This is a genomic window from Streptomyces sp. NPDC050287 (assembly GCF_044459385.1).
Lineage (GTDB): Bacteria > Actinomycetota > Actinomycetes > Streptomycetales > Streptomycetaceae > Streptomyces.
The window spans coordinates 219,455-234,228 of sequence record NZ_JBITIY010000004.1 but is presented as its reverse complement, the minus strand read 5'-3'; the positions used below and the strand labels follow the sequence as shown (position 1 = coordinate 234,228).

Sequence of the window (14,774 nt, the reverse complement as noted above, 5' to 3'; positions counted from 1 at the left end):
CTCAGGCGAAGCGGGCGCGGAGTTCGGCTTCGAGGATTTCCAGCGTGCGTCCCTTGGTCTCCGGGACGTAGCGCTTGACGAAGGCGAGGGACACGACGCCCGCCACCACGAAGAGGAAGAAGGTGTTGGAGATCCCGATCCCGGACACCAGGGACGGGAAGACCAGACCGATCGCGAAGTTGGTCAGCCACAGCACCACCGCCGCGACACCCATCCCGAAGCCGCGCATCCGCATGGGGAAGATCTCCGAGAGCATCAGCCAGGTCACCGGCGAGATGGCGCCCTGCTGGAAGGCGAGGAAGGTGACGGTCATGGCGAGTACCGCGTACGCCCGCGCGTCGCCGGACGGCAGCACCAGGGAGAAGACGCCGATCAGCAACAGGGCGGCGGTCGTACCCACCTGACCGGTCATCAGCATCGGTCGGCGGTTGACGCGGCCGAGCAGCCAGATGCCGACGACGGTGGCCAGGACAGAGATGACACCGTTGGCGATGTTCGCGGTCAGGGCGCTGTCCGAGGCGAATCCGGCGTCGGTGAGGATCTGGGTGCCGTAGTACATGATCGTGTTGACGCCGGTGATCTGCTGCACGATCGCGATGCCGAAACCGACGAGCATCAGTTTGCGCAGCCACGGGGTGGCCTTCATGTCCTGCCAGCCGCCGAGCTTCTCCCGCTCCTCCTTGACGGCGAGCGCGGACACCTCGGCGAGCTCGGCCTCGGCCCGCTGCCGGGACCGCACCTGTTTGAGTACGTCGAGGGCCTCGCCGAAGCGGGTCTTCGAGGCCAGCCAGCGCGGACTCTCGGGCATCACCAGCATGCCGAACCACAGCACGACGGCCGGGAGGGTGGCGAGCACGAGCATGTAGCGCCACACACCGCCGGACTCGCCGCCGACCCGGGCGATGATCGCGTTGCTGGTGAAGGCGAGCAACTGACCGCTGACGATCATGAGTTCGTTACGGGTGACGAGCGCGCCGCGCCGTTCGGCGGGCGAGACCTCCGCGAGGTAGACCGGTACGGTCACCGACGCGCCGCCGACCGCGAGGCCCAGCACGAACCGCGCCACGATCATGACCGCGGTGTTGGGGGCCAGCGTGCAGCCGAGGGCGCCGACGAAGAACACCACGGCGAGGGTGAGGATCGTGCGGCGGCGTCCGCGCGCGTCCGACAACCTGCCGCCGGTCACCGCGCCCAGCGCGGCGCCGAGCAGCAGGGAGCTGGTGACCATGCCCTCGGTGACCGGGGTCAGGCCCAGGTCGTCGGTCATGTAGGGCAGGGCGCCGTTGATGACGCCGGTGTCGTAGCCGAACAGGAGTCCGCCGAAGGTGGCGATGACGGTGATCAGCCGCAGCCGACGGCGTACGCGCGGCGGTGAGTCGTCGATGAGGGTGGGCGTTGCGGTGCCTGCCTGGGGCGCGTCGTTCCTGACGTCCATGGCCGCCTCCTAACGGTCGTGGTGCGGGCGTCGTGTTCCTGCCAGTCCCCGGCCGGCCAGGTGCTCACGCGTGCTGACCGCGATGGGCAGCGGTACCTCGGGCGCGCACGGGTACAGATCCTGATCGACGATCACGAACAACTCGGCGGCCCGCTCCGCGAGTTCGGCCACCACGTCGGCCGGTTCGGGCGGGCCGGCCGGAGGTGACAGAACCACACGCCCCCAGGAGTCAGGGGCGGAGCCGAGGCACAGATTGCCCGCGACGGTACGGAGCGGGGATGGCGTTGCCATGGTCGGTCCTTCGGGGTGAGGGGACAGGGCGCTTGGGGGTCAGCTGGAGATGGGGAAGTCGAAGCCGGCCGTGACCTGAGACCGGAAACCTCCGCTTCATGTGGGAGACCGGGATCTGCCACAAGATCCGTTGGCGCGCTCTACTAGAGCGCTCTAGTTTGTGTACGATGACTCCTGTCCAAATGTCATGTCAATACATGGGTGCGGGGAGTTTTCGGAACTGCCCGTAGGGTGGACCGCGTCGGAGGGTGGGTTCACGGGTGGATGCGTCAGGAAAGCAGCGGCCCACGATGGCGGACGTCGCCGCAAGGGCGGGCGTGTCCCGGGCGCTCGTCTCGATCATCTTCCGCGGTCAGCCAGGCGCGAGCGAAGAGACCCGGGAGCGGGTGCTGCGGGTCGCCGACGAGATCGGCTACCACCCCGACAGCGCGGCCCGGCTGCTCGCCCGCGGTCGCAGCCGCACCCTCGGCGTGATGTTCACCGTCCACCAGGCCTTCCACACAGACCTCATCGCGGGCATCTACCCCGAGGCCGAACGCCTCGGCTACGACGTCCTGCTCTCCGCCGCCACCGAGGGCCGCAGCGAGGCCAAGGCGGTCGAGGCCCTGCTCAGCCACCGCTGCGAGGCACTCATCCTGCTGGGCTCGGACGCCGAGGCCGCGTATCTCGACGAGCTCGGGCGGCGTACGGTCGCCGTCTCGGTCAGTCGCCGCGTTCCCGGTGCCCGGGTGGACTTCGTGCACAGCGCCGAGGGCAAGGGCGTACGGCAGGCCATGGAACACCTCTTCGAACTGGGGCACCGGCGGATCGTGCACCTTGACGGCGGCCGTGGCCCCGGGTCGGCAGAGCGGCGCCGGGCCTACCGGGCGGCGATGCGTCGCCGGGGGCTGGAGTCAGAGGTGCGGGTGATCCCGGGAGACCACACGGAGCACTCGGGCATCGAGACGGGCCGGCTGCTCCTGGCGGAACACGACCAGGGGCAGCCGCTGCCGACGGCGGTCCTTGCGGGCAACGACCGCAGCGCCATGGGCCTGTTGATGTCCCTGACGCGGGCCGGCGTCGAGGTCCCGCGCGACCTGTCCGTAGTCGGCTACGACGACAGCCACCTCTCCCATCTGATGCCCATCGGCCTGACCACCGTCCGCCAGGACGCCGTGCTCATGGCGGAGCATGCGGTGCGATTCGCCGTCGAGCGACTCGAGAACCCGGAGTCGGAGCCCCGGGAGGCGGTCCTGGACCCGAAGCTGGTGGTGCGCGGCACCAGCGATACGGCACCGGAGACGTCGGCCTGAGGCCTCCCGACCGGGGCGGCCAGAGGGCGTTGCGAGGTCCGGCCGCCGGTCTTGCCGGGCCCGGGAACCGGCGGGGTGACCACGGTCGGCTCGGCATACGGGGTCGCACTCATCACCGGGTGCCCTTCGCGGCGAACTCGGCGACGCTGTCGGCGTTGTCCTTGGTGATGAAGGCCGGGCCGGTCAGTACCGGCGCGGTGTCGCCGCCGCTGAAGTTGCCGTTGGTCCTGTAGAGCCACAGGGAGTCGACCGCGAGGTAGCCCTGGAGGTAGGGCTGCTGGTCGACGGCGAACTCGATCCGGCCATCCTGGACGGCTTTGACCAGGTCTTTGTTGAGGTCGAAAGTGGCGAGCCCGGCCTTGGTGCCCGCGTCGGACAACGACTGCAGGGCGGTCAGCGCGACCGGGGCGCCGAGCGTGACCACCTGGTCGACGGTTCTGTCCTGGCTGAGCTTGGCGGTGATCGTCGACTTCACGGACGGCATGTCCGTGCCGTTGACATAGAGGATGTCCGTCTTGCCGTTGAAACCCTTCTTCACCCCGGCGCATCGGGCCTCCAGGGCGACCTGGCCCTGTTCCTGGATGACGCAGACGGCGTGCTTGGCGCCGAGTTGACTGAGGCGCCGGCCGAAGGCCTGTCCGGCGACGTTCTCGTCCTGACCGAAGTACTCGAGCATGCCGAGCCTCTTCCAGTCGTCCACGCCGGAGTTGAAGCCGACGACCGGGATACCGGCCGCCTTGGCCCTGGCCACGACGTCCTTCATGGCGTCCGGCTTGGCGGCGGTGAGCGCGATGCCGTCGACCTTCTGGTCGATCGCGTTCTGCACCAGGCCGGCCTGGCTGCCGGCGCTGGGGTCGCTGGAGTAGACGAGCTTGATGTTGTCCTTGAAGGCCGCGGCCTGGGCGCCCTTGCGGACCAGGTCCCAGAAGGTGTCACCGGGGGCCGCGTGGGTGACCATGGCCACCGTCATACGCGGGGTGCCGGCCTTGCCCGCCGAGACGCTCCCACCCTCTTCCTCGGACTTCTTGCCGCCCGAGCCGCTGGAACAGCCGGCGGCGAGCAGGGTGCCGGCGAGGACGGTGGCGGTGAGGATGGCGGCTCGGTGGTGTCTTTGCATGTCCCTTGCACCTCGCTGTGCTGGTCGGGTTGGAGTCGGTGGGGGGGCGGGAGCGCCGCTGACGTCAGTGACCGGTGCGCGACCGCCGAGCGGGCCACGCGTCGCGGGACGGGTCTGGACGTGCTGCCGTGCCTGAGGACGTGACGGCGCGTTTCCGCGGAACTCATAGGTGCGGACCGCCTGCCTGTCCACTGGAGCGCTTTAGTAGCGCGCTCTAGTTGCAGAGACTATGGGGGCCGCCTTGCGAGGATGTCAACAGGTTTGTCAGGACGTACCAACAAAGCGTTCGTGGTGGGTTCAGTGTGACGTCACGGCACCGGAGGCAGGGCGCGCGGAGTGCTGTCATGTACGCGAGCACCGTCGGCTTTCCGGCACCTACTTCCCGCGCCCTGGGCTGTACCAGGGGCACTGGAGAGATGAAAGTGGCGCCGACCAGTGCATCCATGGAACGGTGGCCTGATGCCAGACAGCGACTACGACCGCGTACGCCTCGGCATCGAGGCCATGACCGCATACATTTCCGGCAACGCCCTCATGGCGACGTACATGAGGGAACGCCGCGACTCCGACGGCAATCTCGATCAGGTCGCGGACGGCGCTACGGCACTGTGCGCGTTGCTGCTGAACCAAATGGCCCACATGACCGGAAAGTCCGAACAGGAGATCCTCCAGGAGATCGCCCGCGGTCTGAACCGAACCGAGCAGCGGGAGCAGTAGAAGCGTCCTGACTGTCGCGCCCGCCCGGGACCCGCGGCCAGGCGCTGATCCGCACTCGGCGACTACGTTCTGGCGACGACGTCATGGCCGGTGGCCGGTGGCGGCGCGGGGGATGCCCGTGCCGCGCTGCGGCTTTGGCGGCCGGCTCGAGCGCCTCATCTCCCGCGTCCCGCGCAAGCCGCTGTCGCCCCGAACAGCGCACAAGCCGATGCCGATGTGGTCCTGGAACGATGGGCGCACGCCAGGCTGATCATCCTGGACGACGACACGGTGGACCTCGCCCACGAGACTCTGATCAGCGCGTGGCCCAGGCTGAGCGGATGGATCGACGCCGAACGCGACCGCATACGAACCCACCGCCAGCTGACCGAGGCCGCGCGAGCCTGGCAGGACCTCGACCGCGACCCGGGCGCCCTCTACCGAGGTACTCGGCTGGCCATCGCCCTGGAGGCGTTCGCAGCACCGGAGCGGCGCGCTCACCTCACCCCACTGGAACAGTCATTCCTGTCCGCCGGTTTCGCGGCTCGCGACCAGGAGAAGCAGTCGGCAGCACGTTCCACCAGGCGGCTGCGTACGTTCGTTGTGACCCTGTCGTGCTTGGTCGTCCTGGCGCTGATGGCCAGCCTGGTTGCGTGGCAGCAGAACCGAGCCAGTCAGCGCCGACGCGTCCAGGATGAAGCCCGCCGGGTCGCGGCCGTCGCGGAAAGCCTGCGTTCGTCCGAGCCCGCCATCGCGATGCGGCTCAGCCTCGCGGCGTGGAAAATAGCCAACCTGCCGGAGACTCGTTCGGCACTGTTGGCATCCATGGCCCAGGGAAACGAGGACGCCTTCCGGATACCGGGGTCTTCCGACACCGACGCGACCTACCTCACTGATGGCGGACGCTTCGCCGTGTCCGTCCGGAGCGGCCAAGTCACGCGATGGGACGTGCGCGCACATCACCGGCTCTCTTCCTTCCCCATCCCAGTGGCTGACGGGCTGACCCCCATGAGGAGCGCTCGTTCACCGGACGGACGGACCCTGGCGGCTGCCACCGGTCGGTACGTGAACCTGTACGACGTGCGCACGGGCCGGCGCACCGGGCGGCTGCCGGACGTCGAAGTGGCATCGCCCTCCTTCGGCCCCAGCGGGCGCACCCTGCTGCTGTCCGCCACCGGAATCGGGACTGCCTCCGTGGCGCGACTGTGGGACGTACGCCGCCATAAGTTGCTGTTCCAGGCCGGCAAGGCGCCCGGCGCAGGAGGGCTGAACGACCCCGCCGGCGGCAGCGACGAAGCCGTCGCCCAGGCCGCCATGCTCCCTGGCGACGCGGACGTCAGTGCCGACGACCGATTCCTCGCACTCTGCTCCGACAACAGAATCGAGGTCTGGAACGTCGAGACGCACCGTCGGTCGCCGGGCCCATGGACGGCGCTGCACAGCGATCAGTGCCCATCCGCGGGCATCCGTTTCGTTCCAGGCGGCGACGAACTGGCGATCGCCACCGACAGTGGCATCCGCATCTGGGACGTGCCTTCGGGAAAGGCACGCACCCGCATCGAACACCGCGGTCTTAAGGCGGCGGCGAACACGTCGGACGGTCGGCTGACCATCGCCTCCGACAACAGGGAGATGGCCCTGTGGAGGCTCGACGCACCGCAGACGCCCTTGTTCCGGGCCGCTGTGACGGCTCAGGTCTCCACGGAACTGCAGCTCGACCGGCGCGACGGTCTGATCCGGTACGTGTCGAGTGGCGCGAGCACCACAGTGTGGTCGCTTTCGCTCGGCCACGCCCTGCGGCCGAGCTACCGAGAGGACGTGACGACGAGCGCCGCCTTCAGCCCGGACGGGGGGCTGCTTGCCGTGGCACGGCAGTCGGCGGCCGGCATCGCCTGCGGCTGATTGACGTGTTACACGACAGGGTGCTCGCCGATCATCTGCCCACGGCGGCTTGCCCCCTTGAAGACCAAGAGGAGCCGGGCTGCACGGACAGGACGGCGTTCTCTCCCGACGGCCGGGCCCTCGTCTACTTCTCCGGCGCTTGGGAGGAAGACGACGACGAACTGACTCTGCATGTCGTCGACATCCGCCATCCCGCAGCGCGGACCCCTCTCCGCGTCCCGGCACCGCCCGGCGCAGTGGCGGACATCGACGCGCTTGCATTGGGTGACAGGCGGACCGCGCTGCTGTCGCTGTCCAGTGATCGGATCGAGAGATGGGACATACGCCGTCATGTCAGAACGGGCCGATGGCCACACGTCTACGGGGATCCCTAGCCACGCACGATGACGGTCGGCTGCTGGTGACCCCGGACGGGAAAGTCATCGACCTCGCATCGGGCAAGGCCACGCATCGCAGCCTTACTCAAGGAGAACCCACAGCGGTGGCACTCAGCCACGACGGCGAGCGGTTGGCAGCCGGTGACGATTCCGGCTGGGTCACGCTCTGGGACCGCCGTACCTGGCGGCGTCTGGGTGAGTTGCCCATCTGCTCCGCTGTCGCGTCGGACGGCGACGACTCCGAGGGGGTCTCGGCGATGGCCTTCTCCCATGACGGCAGGACTCTGGCCGTGGGAACGGATGACGGCCGCGTTCAGCTGTGGGACGTCACGACTGGACTGGCGATCGGCGCGGCTCTCTACAGCTCAGGAGGCCCCGTCATGGCGCTGGCATTCCGCAAAGACGACCGAACCTTGTACGTCTCCAGCCGACATGTACCCCTGGAACGCTACGAGATCGCTCCCGACCGGGTGGCATTTGAGGTCTGTCGGCGCACCGGCTCCGGCCTGTCACTGTCCGAATGGCGGACCTACGTGCGCAACGTGCCGTACACCGCCTCCTGTTGAACGGGAGGATCAGTAGGAGTTGAGTGGGCCCGCGAGGACCAGCAGGCCACGATGGGACACTGACGCCGTCGGTCAACTACCTGAGCCGGGCGTCAAAGAGGCGTTCAGCTACTGTCATGACACCAGTCCCATCCAGCTTGACCATTTACGACTAGGGCCTGTCTCCTCGATCACGATCGGAGCCAGACAAGGAGCGCGGCAGCCGTGACGGTGCCGAGTAGACGTAGGCGCGCTTGTCATAGCGGGTGGCAACGGCTCGAAACTGCTTGAGCTTGCTGATCGCCCGCTCGACCGTGTTCCTGGCTTTGTACCGATTCTTGTCAAAGCCGGGAGGTCGGCCGCCGTCCGACCCTCGGCGCCTGCGTGCGGTTTTGGAATCGCGCTTCTCCGGGATCACGTGCGGTATACCGCGTCGTCGCAGATAGGCAGGGATCAGGCTGTTGCTGTATGCCTTGTCGGCGCCGACACTGTCCGGCAGTCGCCGTGGCCGGCCCGCGCCGAGTCGGGGGACGCGGATCTTGTCCATGACGAGCTCGAACTGGGTGCAGTCCGCACGTTGTCCGGGCGTGAGGACCAGGGAAAGGGGACGGCATCTGCCGTCCGCACTCAGATGGATCTTCGTGGTCAGGCCGCCCCGGGAACGGCCGAGGGCCTCTTCTGCTGCGCCGTCTCCGCCAAGCACGGGCGCATGTGCGCGCGCATGTGAACTGATCTTTGCAGGGCCCCTTTTGAGGTACTCGGAGGTGCTGGTGGCGGACTGTTCGGGGCCCCGGCGGCGTGCTGGTGGGCTCGGATGGAGGTGGAGTCGACGTTGATGTTCCAGTCGATGCCACCGGCTTTGTCGGCGATCTCGCCTGCGCGTGCTGTAACAGCCGCTCCCAGGTGCCGTCGGCTGACCACAGGCTGTGACGCTTGTGGATGGTCTGCCACGGGCCGAAACGAGCGGGCAGCTCACGCCACTGACATTCGCTGCTCAACCGGTGAATGATTCCGTTGATCACCTGTCGATGGTCCCGCCAGCGGCCGCAGCGGTTGTTGCTCCTGGGCAGCAGAGGCTCCAGCACTGCCACTCGTCATCGGTGAGATCCCCCCTGCTGAGCACGACGGTGGCCTCTCCTTCAGGCGGCGTGCGCGTCCGCGAGCTGCTCGGCGACACTGCGGGGCTCGCGACCCAGCAGTTCGGCGAGCAACGGATCGACTCCCGCGAAGCGGCCCTGCCGGGCGGCCTGGAAGGTGGTGAGCGTCATCCGCGCCATCGCCTCCGGAGTACCGGCGGCGACCTTGTCCGCGATCCATGCCTCGTCGTCCAGCGTGACGCGCGTGGCCTCACGACCAATGGCCGCCGATGCCATCGCGGCGACGTCGTCGAACGTCACGGCCTGGCCGGCGGTGAGCGTGACCGGGCCGTCAAAGCCTCGCTCACCGGCCAGGATGACCGCTGCCGCTTCGGCGGCATCCGCGCGGTCGGTCCAGGAGACCGGACCGTCAACCGGGGCAACGATGGTGCCGGTCTGCTGCCAAGGGCCCAGCAGCCAGGCAAGGCTGTGGGCATAGAAGCCGTTGCGCAGCGCGGTCCAGGCGACGCCCGAGTCGGCCAGAAGCTGCTCGGTGGCGGCGTGGTCGCGCGCCGGGTGGAAAGGGCTGTCGGCGCCGGCGCCCTGGTGGCTGGTGTAGAGGATGCGCCCGGCTCCGGCTGCAACGGCCGCCTCGATGCCGACGCGGTGCAGCGCGACGGCATCGGCGTGCGGGTCGTTGGAGGACACGAGCAGGACCTGCTCGGCGCCCTCGAAGGAGTGCTCCAGCGCAGCCGGGTCCTCATAGGAACCCTGACGGACCCGCACCCCGCGGTCGGCGAAATGCTGCGCCTTGGCGACATCGCGGACACTGACGCCGATCTGCTCGGCGGGCATGCGCTTGAGGAGGTGCTCGACGGTGGCACCGTTCAAGGCTCCGGTCGCTCCGGTGACGACGATCATGAGGGTATTCCTTTCATTTCCCCGGTGCACTGGGCGCAGGCCGGGTGGTGTCAATGGCTGCGCAGGAGCGGCAGGAGGATGTCGTCGACGAGATGCTCGATGAATGGCTCGTCGCACGGCTCGCCCGCGATCACGATGCGGTGGACGATCACGGCCGGAACGACCTCGGCGAACAGTTCGGCGGCCCGGGGCGTCAGCTGTTCTCCATGCCGGATCGCCTTGCGCAGCGGCTCATGTGTCATCGCCGCCTCGTCCCGGCGCAGAATGCGGCGCATCTCCTCCGCGAGGCGCGCGTCGCTGCGCATCCCGGCGAACAGTGCGCCCAGCAGGCCGATCTCCTGCTCGGCGACCTGCCGAGCCAGCCAGGTGACGAGAGCGAGGAGGTCTCCTCGCAAATCACCTGCGGCAGGCTCGGGAGGCGTGGCGTGCGAGCGGTGCTCGACCGCGGCCGCGACCAGCGCGGCCTTGTCGCGGTAGCGCCGGTAGATCGTCGTCTTCGCCGCCCCGGAACGGCTCGCGACCGCTTCCATGGACAGCTGCTCGTAGCCCACCTCGGTCAGCAGCGCCAGCGTCGCATCAAGAATGGCCAGGCCACGGCTGGTGTCACGCGGCCGCCCCATGGCGGGCGGCCCCACCGTGCCACCACTTCCCGAGCTGCTCGATGCGCTTGCCACGCCCATTCCCTACTTTCGATACGCTACGGTTGCGTATCGAAAGTAGCCTAGAAGTCGGTCAGCCACAACTCAGGCTCTCTTGATCGAGGAGACAGGCCCTGAGCGGCTTTGGTGAAGTTCGCTGCTGATCCTTTGATGCGTGTGCGTTGCCGGGTCAGGGAGTGGTCGACCGCGGTGGTGACCGCGTCGGTGGTGTGGCTGCGGACCGGGTCGTCCTCGTACTTCGCCGAGCGCCAGATGCGTTCGATGTCGTTGAGTTCGGGGCTGCGTGGTGGGAGGTAGAACAGGTCGACACCGATCGCGGCCAGCTCCTGGCGGCGGCCTTTGAAGGCGGGCCACGTGGGCGGAGGCGTTGTCCAGGACGATCGTGCATGGCCGTTGGCGTTGCCAGCCCGGAGGCGGGGCGGCCAGGGCGGCGGCCCCGCCCGGCAGGCCGGCCAGGCGGGCGCAGACGAACTCCAGCAGCATCCCGGCGTCCACAGTGCCGCAGGTGGTCTCCCATACCAGGTCCGCGTGGGGCCCGGTGGATAACGCGCCGAGTACGTTGACGCGACGGCGCTTCTTGTCCTCGCGCGGCACCACCGCCCGCTCGCCAATGCGCACCCAGGTGTAACCGGTGGGCATGGTCGGTGCGAAGCCGGCCTCGTCCAGGAAGTACAGGTCGCTCACCCCGGCGTCAGCGCCCTGCCGTAAGGCCGCAAGTCCTCCAGCTGGGCCCTGGCGGCCTGCTGGAGGACGGGGTCGGCCTTGTGCCGCCGGGTGTCCCGGGTGCGTTTCCAGCGGAAGCCTTCCTGGCGCAGCACCTCGGTCAGCCAGGCCGGCGAGATCTCCGCGCCGCGTTCGGCGTGCAGCCACTCGCACAGTGCCGCAGCCGTCCACGTCCGTCCCTGGTTCGCGGACTCCGCCAGCAGCCCGGCCAGCGCGTCACGGTCGGCGCGGCTGAGCGACGGCGGCCGTCCGGTGCGCGGGGCGTCCTCCAGTGCCTCGAAACCACCCCTGGCGAAGCGGTGCACGGCGGCGCGCACGGTGACGTCGTTGCATTCCAGCACATCCGCGACCTCCGGCACGGTCATGCCACGGGCCATCAGCCGGATGCACTCCAGCCGCAGTCGCGTGTGCGGTGCCAGGTCACGCTTGCGCAACCGCTCCCGAACATCGCTTTCCTGACCTTGCGTCAGCTCAACCGTTAAGATCTTCGGCACGGTACACACCCCCTGCCGAAACCCATACCCGAACCGACGCAGACAGCACCGAAACCGCTTAACGGTCGGCGGGGGTCCGGGCTGCCAGGCGTATGAGGCCGCGGAGCCCGATCTCGGCCAGTCTTGAGCGGGTGACGATGGCGGTGGTCTCGCCGTGCCTGCGGAGGATGCGCAGGTCGCGGCCGAGTTGCCGTTGGAGATGGTTCAGCTCGTTCTGCGCGGCGGAGCGCCGCAGCTGGGCCGCGGCGCGGACCTGACGGTGCTCCCGCCACGTGCGGGGCGTTCCGCCTGTATGGCTTGCCATGGGGAGAGGGCTCTTCCTTGTATTCGGTACTTGTGTGATGGGTCCGGCGTCGGTTTCAAGGGGTCAACACGATGCGCTGCCCGGGACCGGTGGAGGTGTTCCATGCTTGCTCGACCTGGGACAGGGGCATCGCTACGGGGGCCACGGCCAGGCCGCCTGCGGTGATCTCGGCGACAAGGGAGGGAAGTTCGGCGAGGATGCCGGCTGTGGTCACCGAGCCCTGGCCGCTGCCCATGACGGTGAGGGCTCCGGCGCGCAGCAGGTGGGACGACAGGGTGATCTCCTGTCCGGCGACTGAACCGATGTGGATCCAGGTCAGCGGCTTGGAGCGGTCAGGGCGGGCGGTCAGCAGCGCGGGTATCGCGCGCTCGGTGGGGTGGCCCCACAGGTAGTCGATGACAACGTCGACGTCCCCGGCCGCCCTGCCGAGCCGCTCGGCGACGTCCTTCTCGTCGCCGTCGAGGCTGACCGTCTCGTCGGCGCCGAAGTCCATGAGCAGGTCGAGGCGCTGCGCGTTGCGGCCGGCGCCGACGACGCGGGAGGCGCCGAGGCGCTTGGCGATCTGGACGGCGAGTTGTCCGGCGTTGCCGGTGGCGCCCAGCACCAGGATGGAGTCGCCGGCCTGGAAGCCGATACGGCGGCGCAGCGCTACCCAGGAGGACATGCCGGGGTTCATGGCCGCGGCCACGGCGAGGGGGTCGGTTCCGGGCGGCAGGGTGATGGCACGGCGGCGGTCGACGACGGCCCGTTCTGCCATGGTGCCCAGCGCGGTGTCCGGGGCGACGAAGTAGAGCAGTTCACCGTCTGCGGTGCAGCCGACCGCGTCGATGCCGGGGATCAACGGCAGAGTGCCGTCGGAGGTGTAGTGGCTGCCGTCGGCGGAGGAGCGTACCCGCGGATGCAGACCGGCCGCGAGGACGTTGACGAGTACCTCGTGCTCACCCGAGGGAGTGGGCGTCTCGAACTCCCCGTAGCAGGGAGGGGCGTCGAAGGAGCGAACGACTGCTGCGCGCATGGGGGTCTCCGATTTCTCGTTGCCTGCGCCGCGCCGCCTGCAATGGCCGGCGGCGCGGCGGAACAGCCGCCATCCGAATCTGGTTTGCGGCACGTACTAAATCGAAGATAGTTTGTGGCACGTACCAACGCAACTAGACTGGCCACATGACCACCGAACCCGCCCCGGCCGGCAGTACCGACGATCGCCCCTTGAACACCGCGGACGCCCTGGTGCAGCTGTCCTTCCTGATCCAGCGCATCCTGTCCGCCACCGGCGCCGAGCACGACCTGTCGGTCATCCAGATGCGACTGCTCGGCGTGCTGCGCGACCGGCAGGCCGGCATGCTCGAACTCGGCAGCCACCTCGGCCTGGACAAGTCCTCCATGACCGGCCTGGTCAGCCGCGCCGAGAAACGCGGCCTGGTGAGACGCTCACCGTCCCCTCGTGACGGCCGGTCCGTGCTCGTCTCCCTCACCCCGTACGGCCGACAGCTCGCCGACGAGGGCAGTGCGGAGATCGGCCGCCGCATCACCGAGCTCGCCGGACACCTCACCTCGACCGAGCGCACCCAGCTCACCCAACTCGCCGCTGCACTTCTGCGCGCCCAACCCGCCGCGGCCCCCGGGCGCTGATCACCGACGCCCGGTCTTGCAGCCACACCACCACCGACGCGATCACCACCGCTGTCAACCAGGCCTGAACCGGCAATACACACGTGTCAAGGGATCAGCAGCGAACTTCACCGAAGCCGCTTGGCAACCGACCATGCGGCTGGTGTCTGAGTCAGGACTCCCGGGCCGAGAAGGGGAGAGCGGCGAGTCTTCGGCGGCTGTCGTGCTTCTTCAGGGCTAGGTTCTCATGGCAGAGGTTTGCGGTCACCGTCGCGAGGGCGTCGAGTTTGCCGTTGAGCTGAGTGATCACGGATCGTGCCTCGCGAAGCCGTTTGCGGAGTTCGGTGATCGTCTCGTCCCGGGCGGCCCCGCCGGGGGTGCGGAGGACGGGTCGGGCGACCTTGGCGTTCCATTCGGGCCGAGCGCGAGGAAGAAGGGCGTGCCCTCCTTCACCGCCCCGAGCCGCTGTACGTACGCCACCGCATCGAGATCGGCTCCCGGCGGTGCCTCGTAGAACCGACGCACCCTGCTGTGAGACGCAAAGAAGTGATCCACCCCAACTCCCTCTGAGACCATACAGCCGGGCACCGACCAGGCTGTCGTGAACGCCTTCGAGCGGATCGTGACCGGCAACCCCGAACACACCAGCGGCGCCCTGACTGTCTCCACGCTGTGCACGGAAGCGGCTATTTGGCGCGCCACCTACTACCGCTCACCCCTGGCGAAGATCATCACCGGACTGCTCCGGACACCGGACGCGCCTCGACCGCAGACCTACACCCTGACGGCGGACATCGCCCGCCTCAAAAAGGCGGACCGCACGCTGCGCTCCCAACACGCGGCCGAGCAGCGGGAGGCACGCGGCACTATCGCCGGCTACGCCAACCACATCCAGACGCTGAGCCTGCGGAACGCCGAACTCGAAGCGGAGAACGCCACCCTGCGCGAAGCTCTCCGCCAGGGCGGCACCGTGGCCTCCCTTCCTGTGACGCGTTGAATCCTGCCGCCGGAAGGACTGCCGCACCTCCTCTCCGGCGGGGAGGTGCCACCATGCCTTTGGCCAGGGAAACAGGGCCGCGGTGAGCCCCGGTGCAGACGCTGACTCCCACATGGAGGACTTCACCACCAGCCTCTGCCCGGTGCTGCTACCCGAGGCGTGCCACATCGGGATGATCCCGGTCATCAAGCCGGACGTCCCCGAACGTACCCGGGCCCGCCTGGTCCAGGTCGATCAGCGCTACTTCCGGGCGGAGAACATCTCGGCAGGGAACGCGAGGTTCATCGAGGCGCAGGCGAAGGTCGATGTCGTACATCCTCCCTCCGGGAGGGTCATA

General features: G+C 68.6%; 15 protein-coding genes and 4 pseudogenes. 7 read left to right on the top strand and 12 right to left on the bottom strand.

Features of this window, described 5'->3' with window-relative positions; all coding sequences use genetic code 11:
• Nucleotide 1: 1 nt before the first annotated feature.
• The gene (locus ACIBK3_RS16010) at nt 2-1,435 is read right to left on the bottom strand and encodes a sugar porter family MFS transporter (RefSeq protein WP_399365937.1); all 1,434 of its coding nucleotides are present in this window, start codon (nt 1,433-1,435) and stop codon (nt 2-4) included.
• 9 nt (nt 1,436-1,444) lie between these two features.
• Nucleotides 1,445-1,651 (bottom strand): annotated as a pseudogene (locus ACIBK3_RS16005) (2-keto-myo-inositol dehydratase); the annotation flags it as partial.
• Nucleotides 1,652-2,016: 365 nt separating this feature from the next.
• Between ACIBK3_RS16005 and ACIBK3_RS16000 the strand changes: the two are divergent.
• Nucleotides 2,017-3,018 carry a LacI family DNA-binding transcriptional regulator gene (locus tag ACIBK3_RS16000; RefSeq protein ID WP_399366823.1) on the top strand — a complete coding sequence of 334 codons (1,002 nt, stop codon included), beginning with the start codon at nt 2,017-2,019 and terminating at the stop codon, nt 3,016-3,018.
• Nucleotides 3,019-3,130: 112 nt separating this feature from the next.
• Here the strand turns inward: ACIBK3_RS16000 and ACIBK3_RS15995 are convergent, their stop codons facing one another.
• Entirely contained in the window at nt 3,131-4,135 is a 1,005-nt protein-coding gene (locus tag ACIBK3_RS15995; RefSeq protein ID WP_399365935.1) for a substrate-binding domain-containing protein, read from the bottom strand.
• Between the two features lie 459 nt (nt 4,136-4,594).
• On the opposite strand from ACIBK3_RS15995, the gene ACIBK3_RS15990 reads away from it, so the two are divergent.
• From ACIBK3_RS15990 to ACIBK3_RS15980, 3 genes are all read left to right on the top strand, one after another.
• Complete coding sequence (locus ACIBK3_RS15990) at nt 4,595-4,852, top strand: hypothetical protein (RefSeq protein ID WP_399365933.1); 258 nt, start codon at nt 4,595-4,597, stop codon at nt 4,850-4,852.
• Nucleotides 4,853-4,942: 90 nt separating this feature from the next.
• Entirely contained in the window at nt 4,943-6,733 is a 1,791-nt protein-coding gene (locus ACIBK3_RS15985; protein ID WP_399365931.1) for a WD40 repeat domain-containing protein, read from the top strand.
• 400 nt (nt 6,734-7,133) lie between these two features.
• The gene (locus tag ACIBK3_RS15980) at nt 7,134-7,676 is read left to right on the top strand and encodes a WD40 repeat domain-containing protein (RefSeq protein ID WP_399365929.1); all 543 of its coding nucleotides are present in this window, start codon (nt 7,134-7,136) and stop codon (nt 7,674-7,676) included.
• 170 nt (nt 7,677-7,846) lie between these two features.
• On the opposite strand, the pseudogene ACIBK3_RS15975 reads toward ACIBK3_RS15980, so the two are convergent.
• The 8 genes and pseudogenes from ACIBK3_RS15975 to ACIBK3_RS15940 all read right to left on the bottom strand — a co-directional run bounded on the left by ACIBK3_RS15975 (nt 7,847) and on the right by ACIBK3_RS15940 (nt 12,847).
• Nucleotides 7,847-8,778, bottom strand: a pseudogene (locus tag ACIBK3_RS15975) (IS5 family transposase).
• 16 nt (nt 8,779-8,794) lie between these two features.
• Entirely contained in the window at nt 8,795-9,652 is an 858-nt protein-coding gene (locus ACIBK3_RS15970) for an NmrA family NAD(P)-binding protein (protein WP_399365927.1), read from the bottom strand.
• A 50-nt stretch (nt 9,653-9,702) separates the two neighbouring features.
• Nucleotides 9,703-10,287, bottom strand: a complete 585-nt coding sequence (locus tag ACIBK3_RS15965) for a TetR/AcrR family transcriptional regulator (RefSeq protein ID WP_399365925.1) — start codon at nt 10,285-10,287, stop codon at nt 9,703-9,705.
• Between the two features lie 86 nt (nt 10,288-10,373).
• Entirely contained in the window at nt 10,374-10,613 is a 240-nt protein-coding gene (locus tag ACIBK3_RS15960; protein WP_399366821.1) for a hypothetical protein, read from the bottom strand.
• 52 nt (nt 10,614-10,665) lie between these two features.
• Nucleotides 10,666-10,995: pseudogene (locus tag ACIBK3_RS15955) on the bottom strand (transposase); the annotation flags it as partial.
• Nucleotides 10,992-11,528, bottom strand: a complete 537-nt coding sequence (locus tag ACIBK3_RS15950; RefSeq protein ID WP_399365923.1) for a transposase — start codon at nt 11,526-11,528, stop codon at nt 10,992-10,994. The gene ACIBK3_RS15950 and the pseudogene ACIBK3_RS15955, both read right to left, overlap by 4 nt.
• 58 nt (nt 11,529-11,586) lie before the next feature.
• A complete protein-coding gene (locus ACIBK3_RS15945; protein ID WP_399365921.1) occupies nt 11,587-11,832 on the bottom strand; it encodes a hypothetical protein in 246 nt (81 codons plus the stop codon).
• Nucleotides 11,833-11,887: 55 nt separating this feature from the next.
• Nucleotides 11,888-12,847 (bottom strand): zinc-binding alcohol dehydrogenase family protein, encoded by a 960-nt coding sequence (locus ACIBK3_RS15940; protein WP_399365919.1) that lies wholly within the window; start codon nt 12,845-12,847, stop codon nt 11,888-11,890.
• Between the two features lie 146 nt (nt 12,848-12,993).
• Between ACIBK3_RS15940 and ACIBK3_RS15935 the strand changes: the two genes are divergently transcribed.
• Nucleotides 12,994-13,461: a MarR family winged helix-turn-helix transcriptional regulator gene (locus ACIBK3_RS15935; protein WP_399365917.1), complete on the top strand. Its 468-nt coding sequence runs from the start codon at nt 12,994-12,996 to the stop codon at nt 13,459-13,461.
• 151 nt (nt 13,462-13,612) lie between these two features.
• Here ACIBK3_RS15935 and ACIBK3_RS15930 read toward each other — a convergent pair whose 3' ends face one another.
• Nucleotides 13,613-13,750 carry a hypothetical protein gene (locus ACIBK3_RS15930; protein ID WP_399365916.1) on the bottom strand — a complete coding sequence of 46 codons (138 nt, stop codon included), beginning with the start codon at nt 13,748-13,750 and terminating at the stop codon, nt 13,613-13,615.
• A gap of 291 nt (nt 13,751-14,041) precedes the next feature.
• Between ACIBK3_RS15930 and ACIBK3_RS15925 the strand changes: the two genes are divergently transcribed.
• Together ACIBK3_RS15925 and ACIBK3_RS15920 are read left to right on the top strand one after the other, a co-directional pair.
• Nucleotides 14,042-14,437, top strand: a complete 396-nt coding sequence (locus ACIBK3_RS15925; RefSeq protein ID WP_399365914.1) for a hypothetical protein — start codon at nt 14,042-14,044, stop codon at nt 14,435-14,437.
• 82 nt (nt 14,438-14,519) lie between these two features.
• A pseudogene (locus ACIBK3_RS15920) lies at nt 14,520-14,735 on the top strand (Tn3 family transposase); the annotation flags it as partial.
• Nucleotides 14,736-14,774 lie beyond the last annotated feature (39 nt).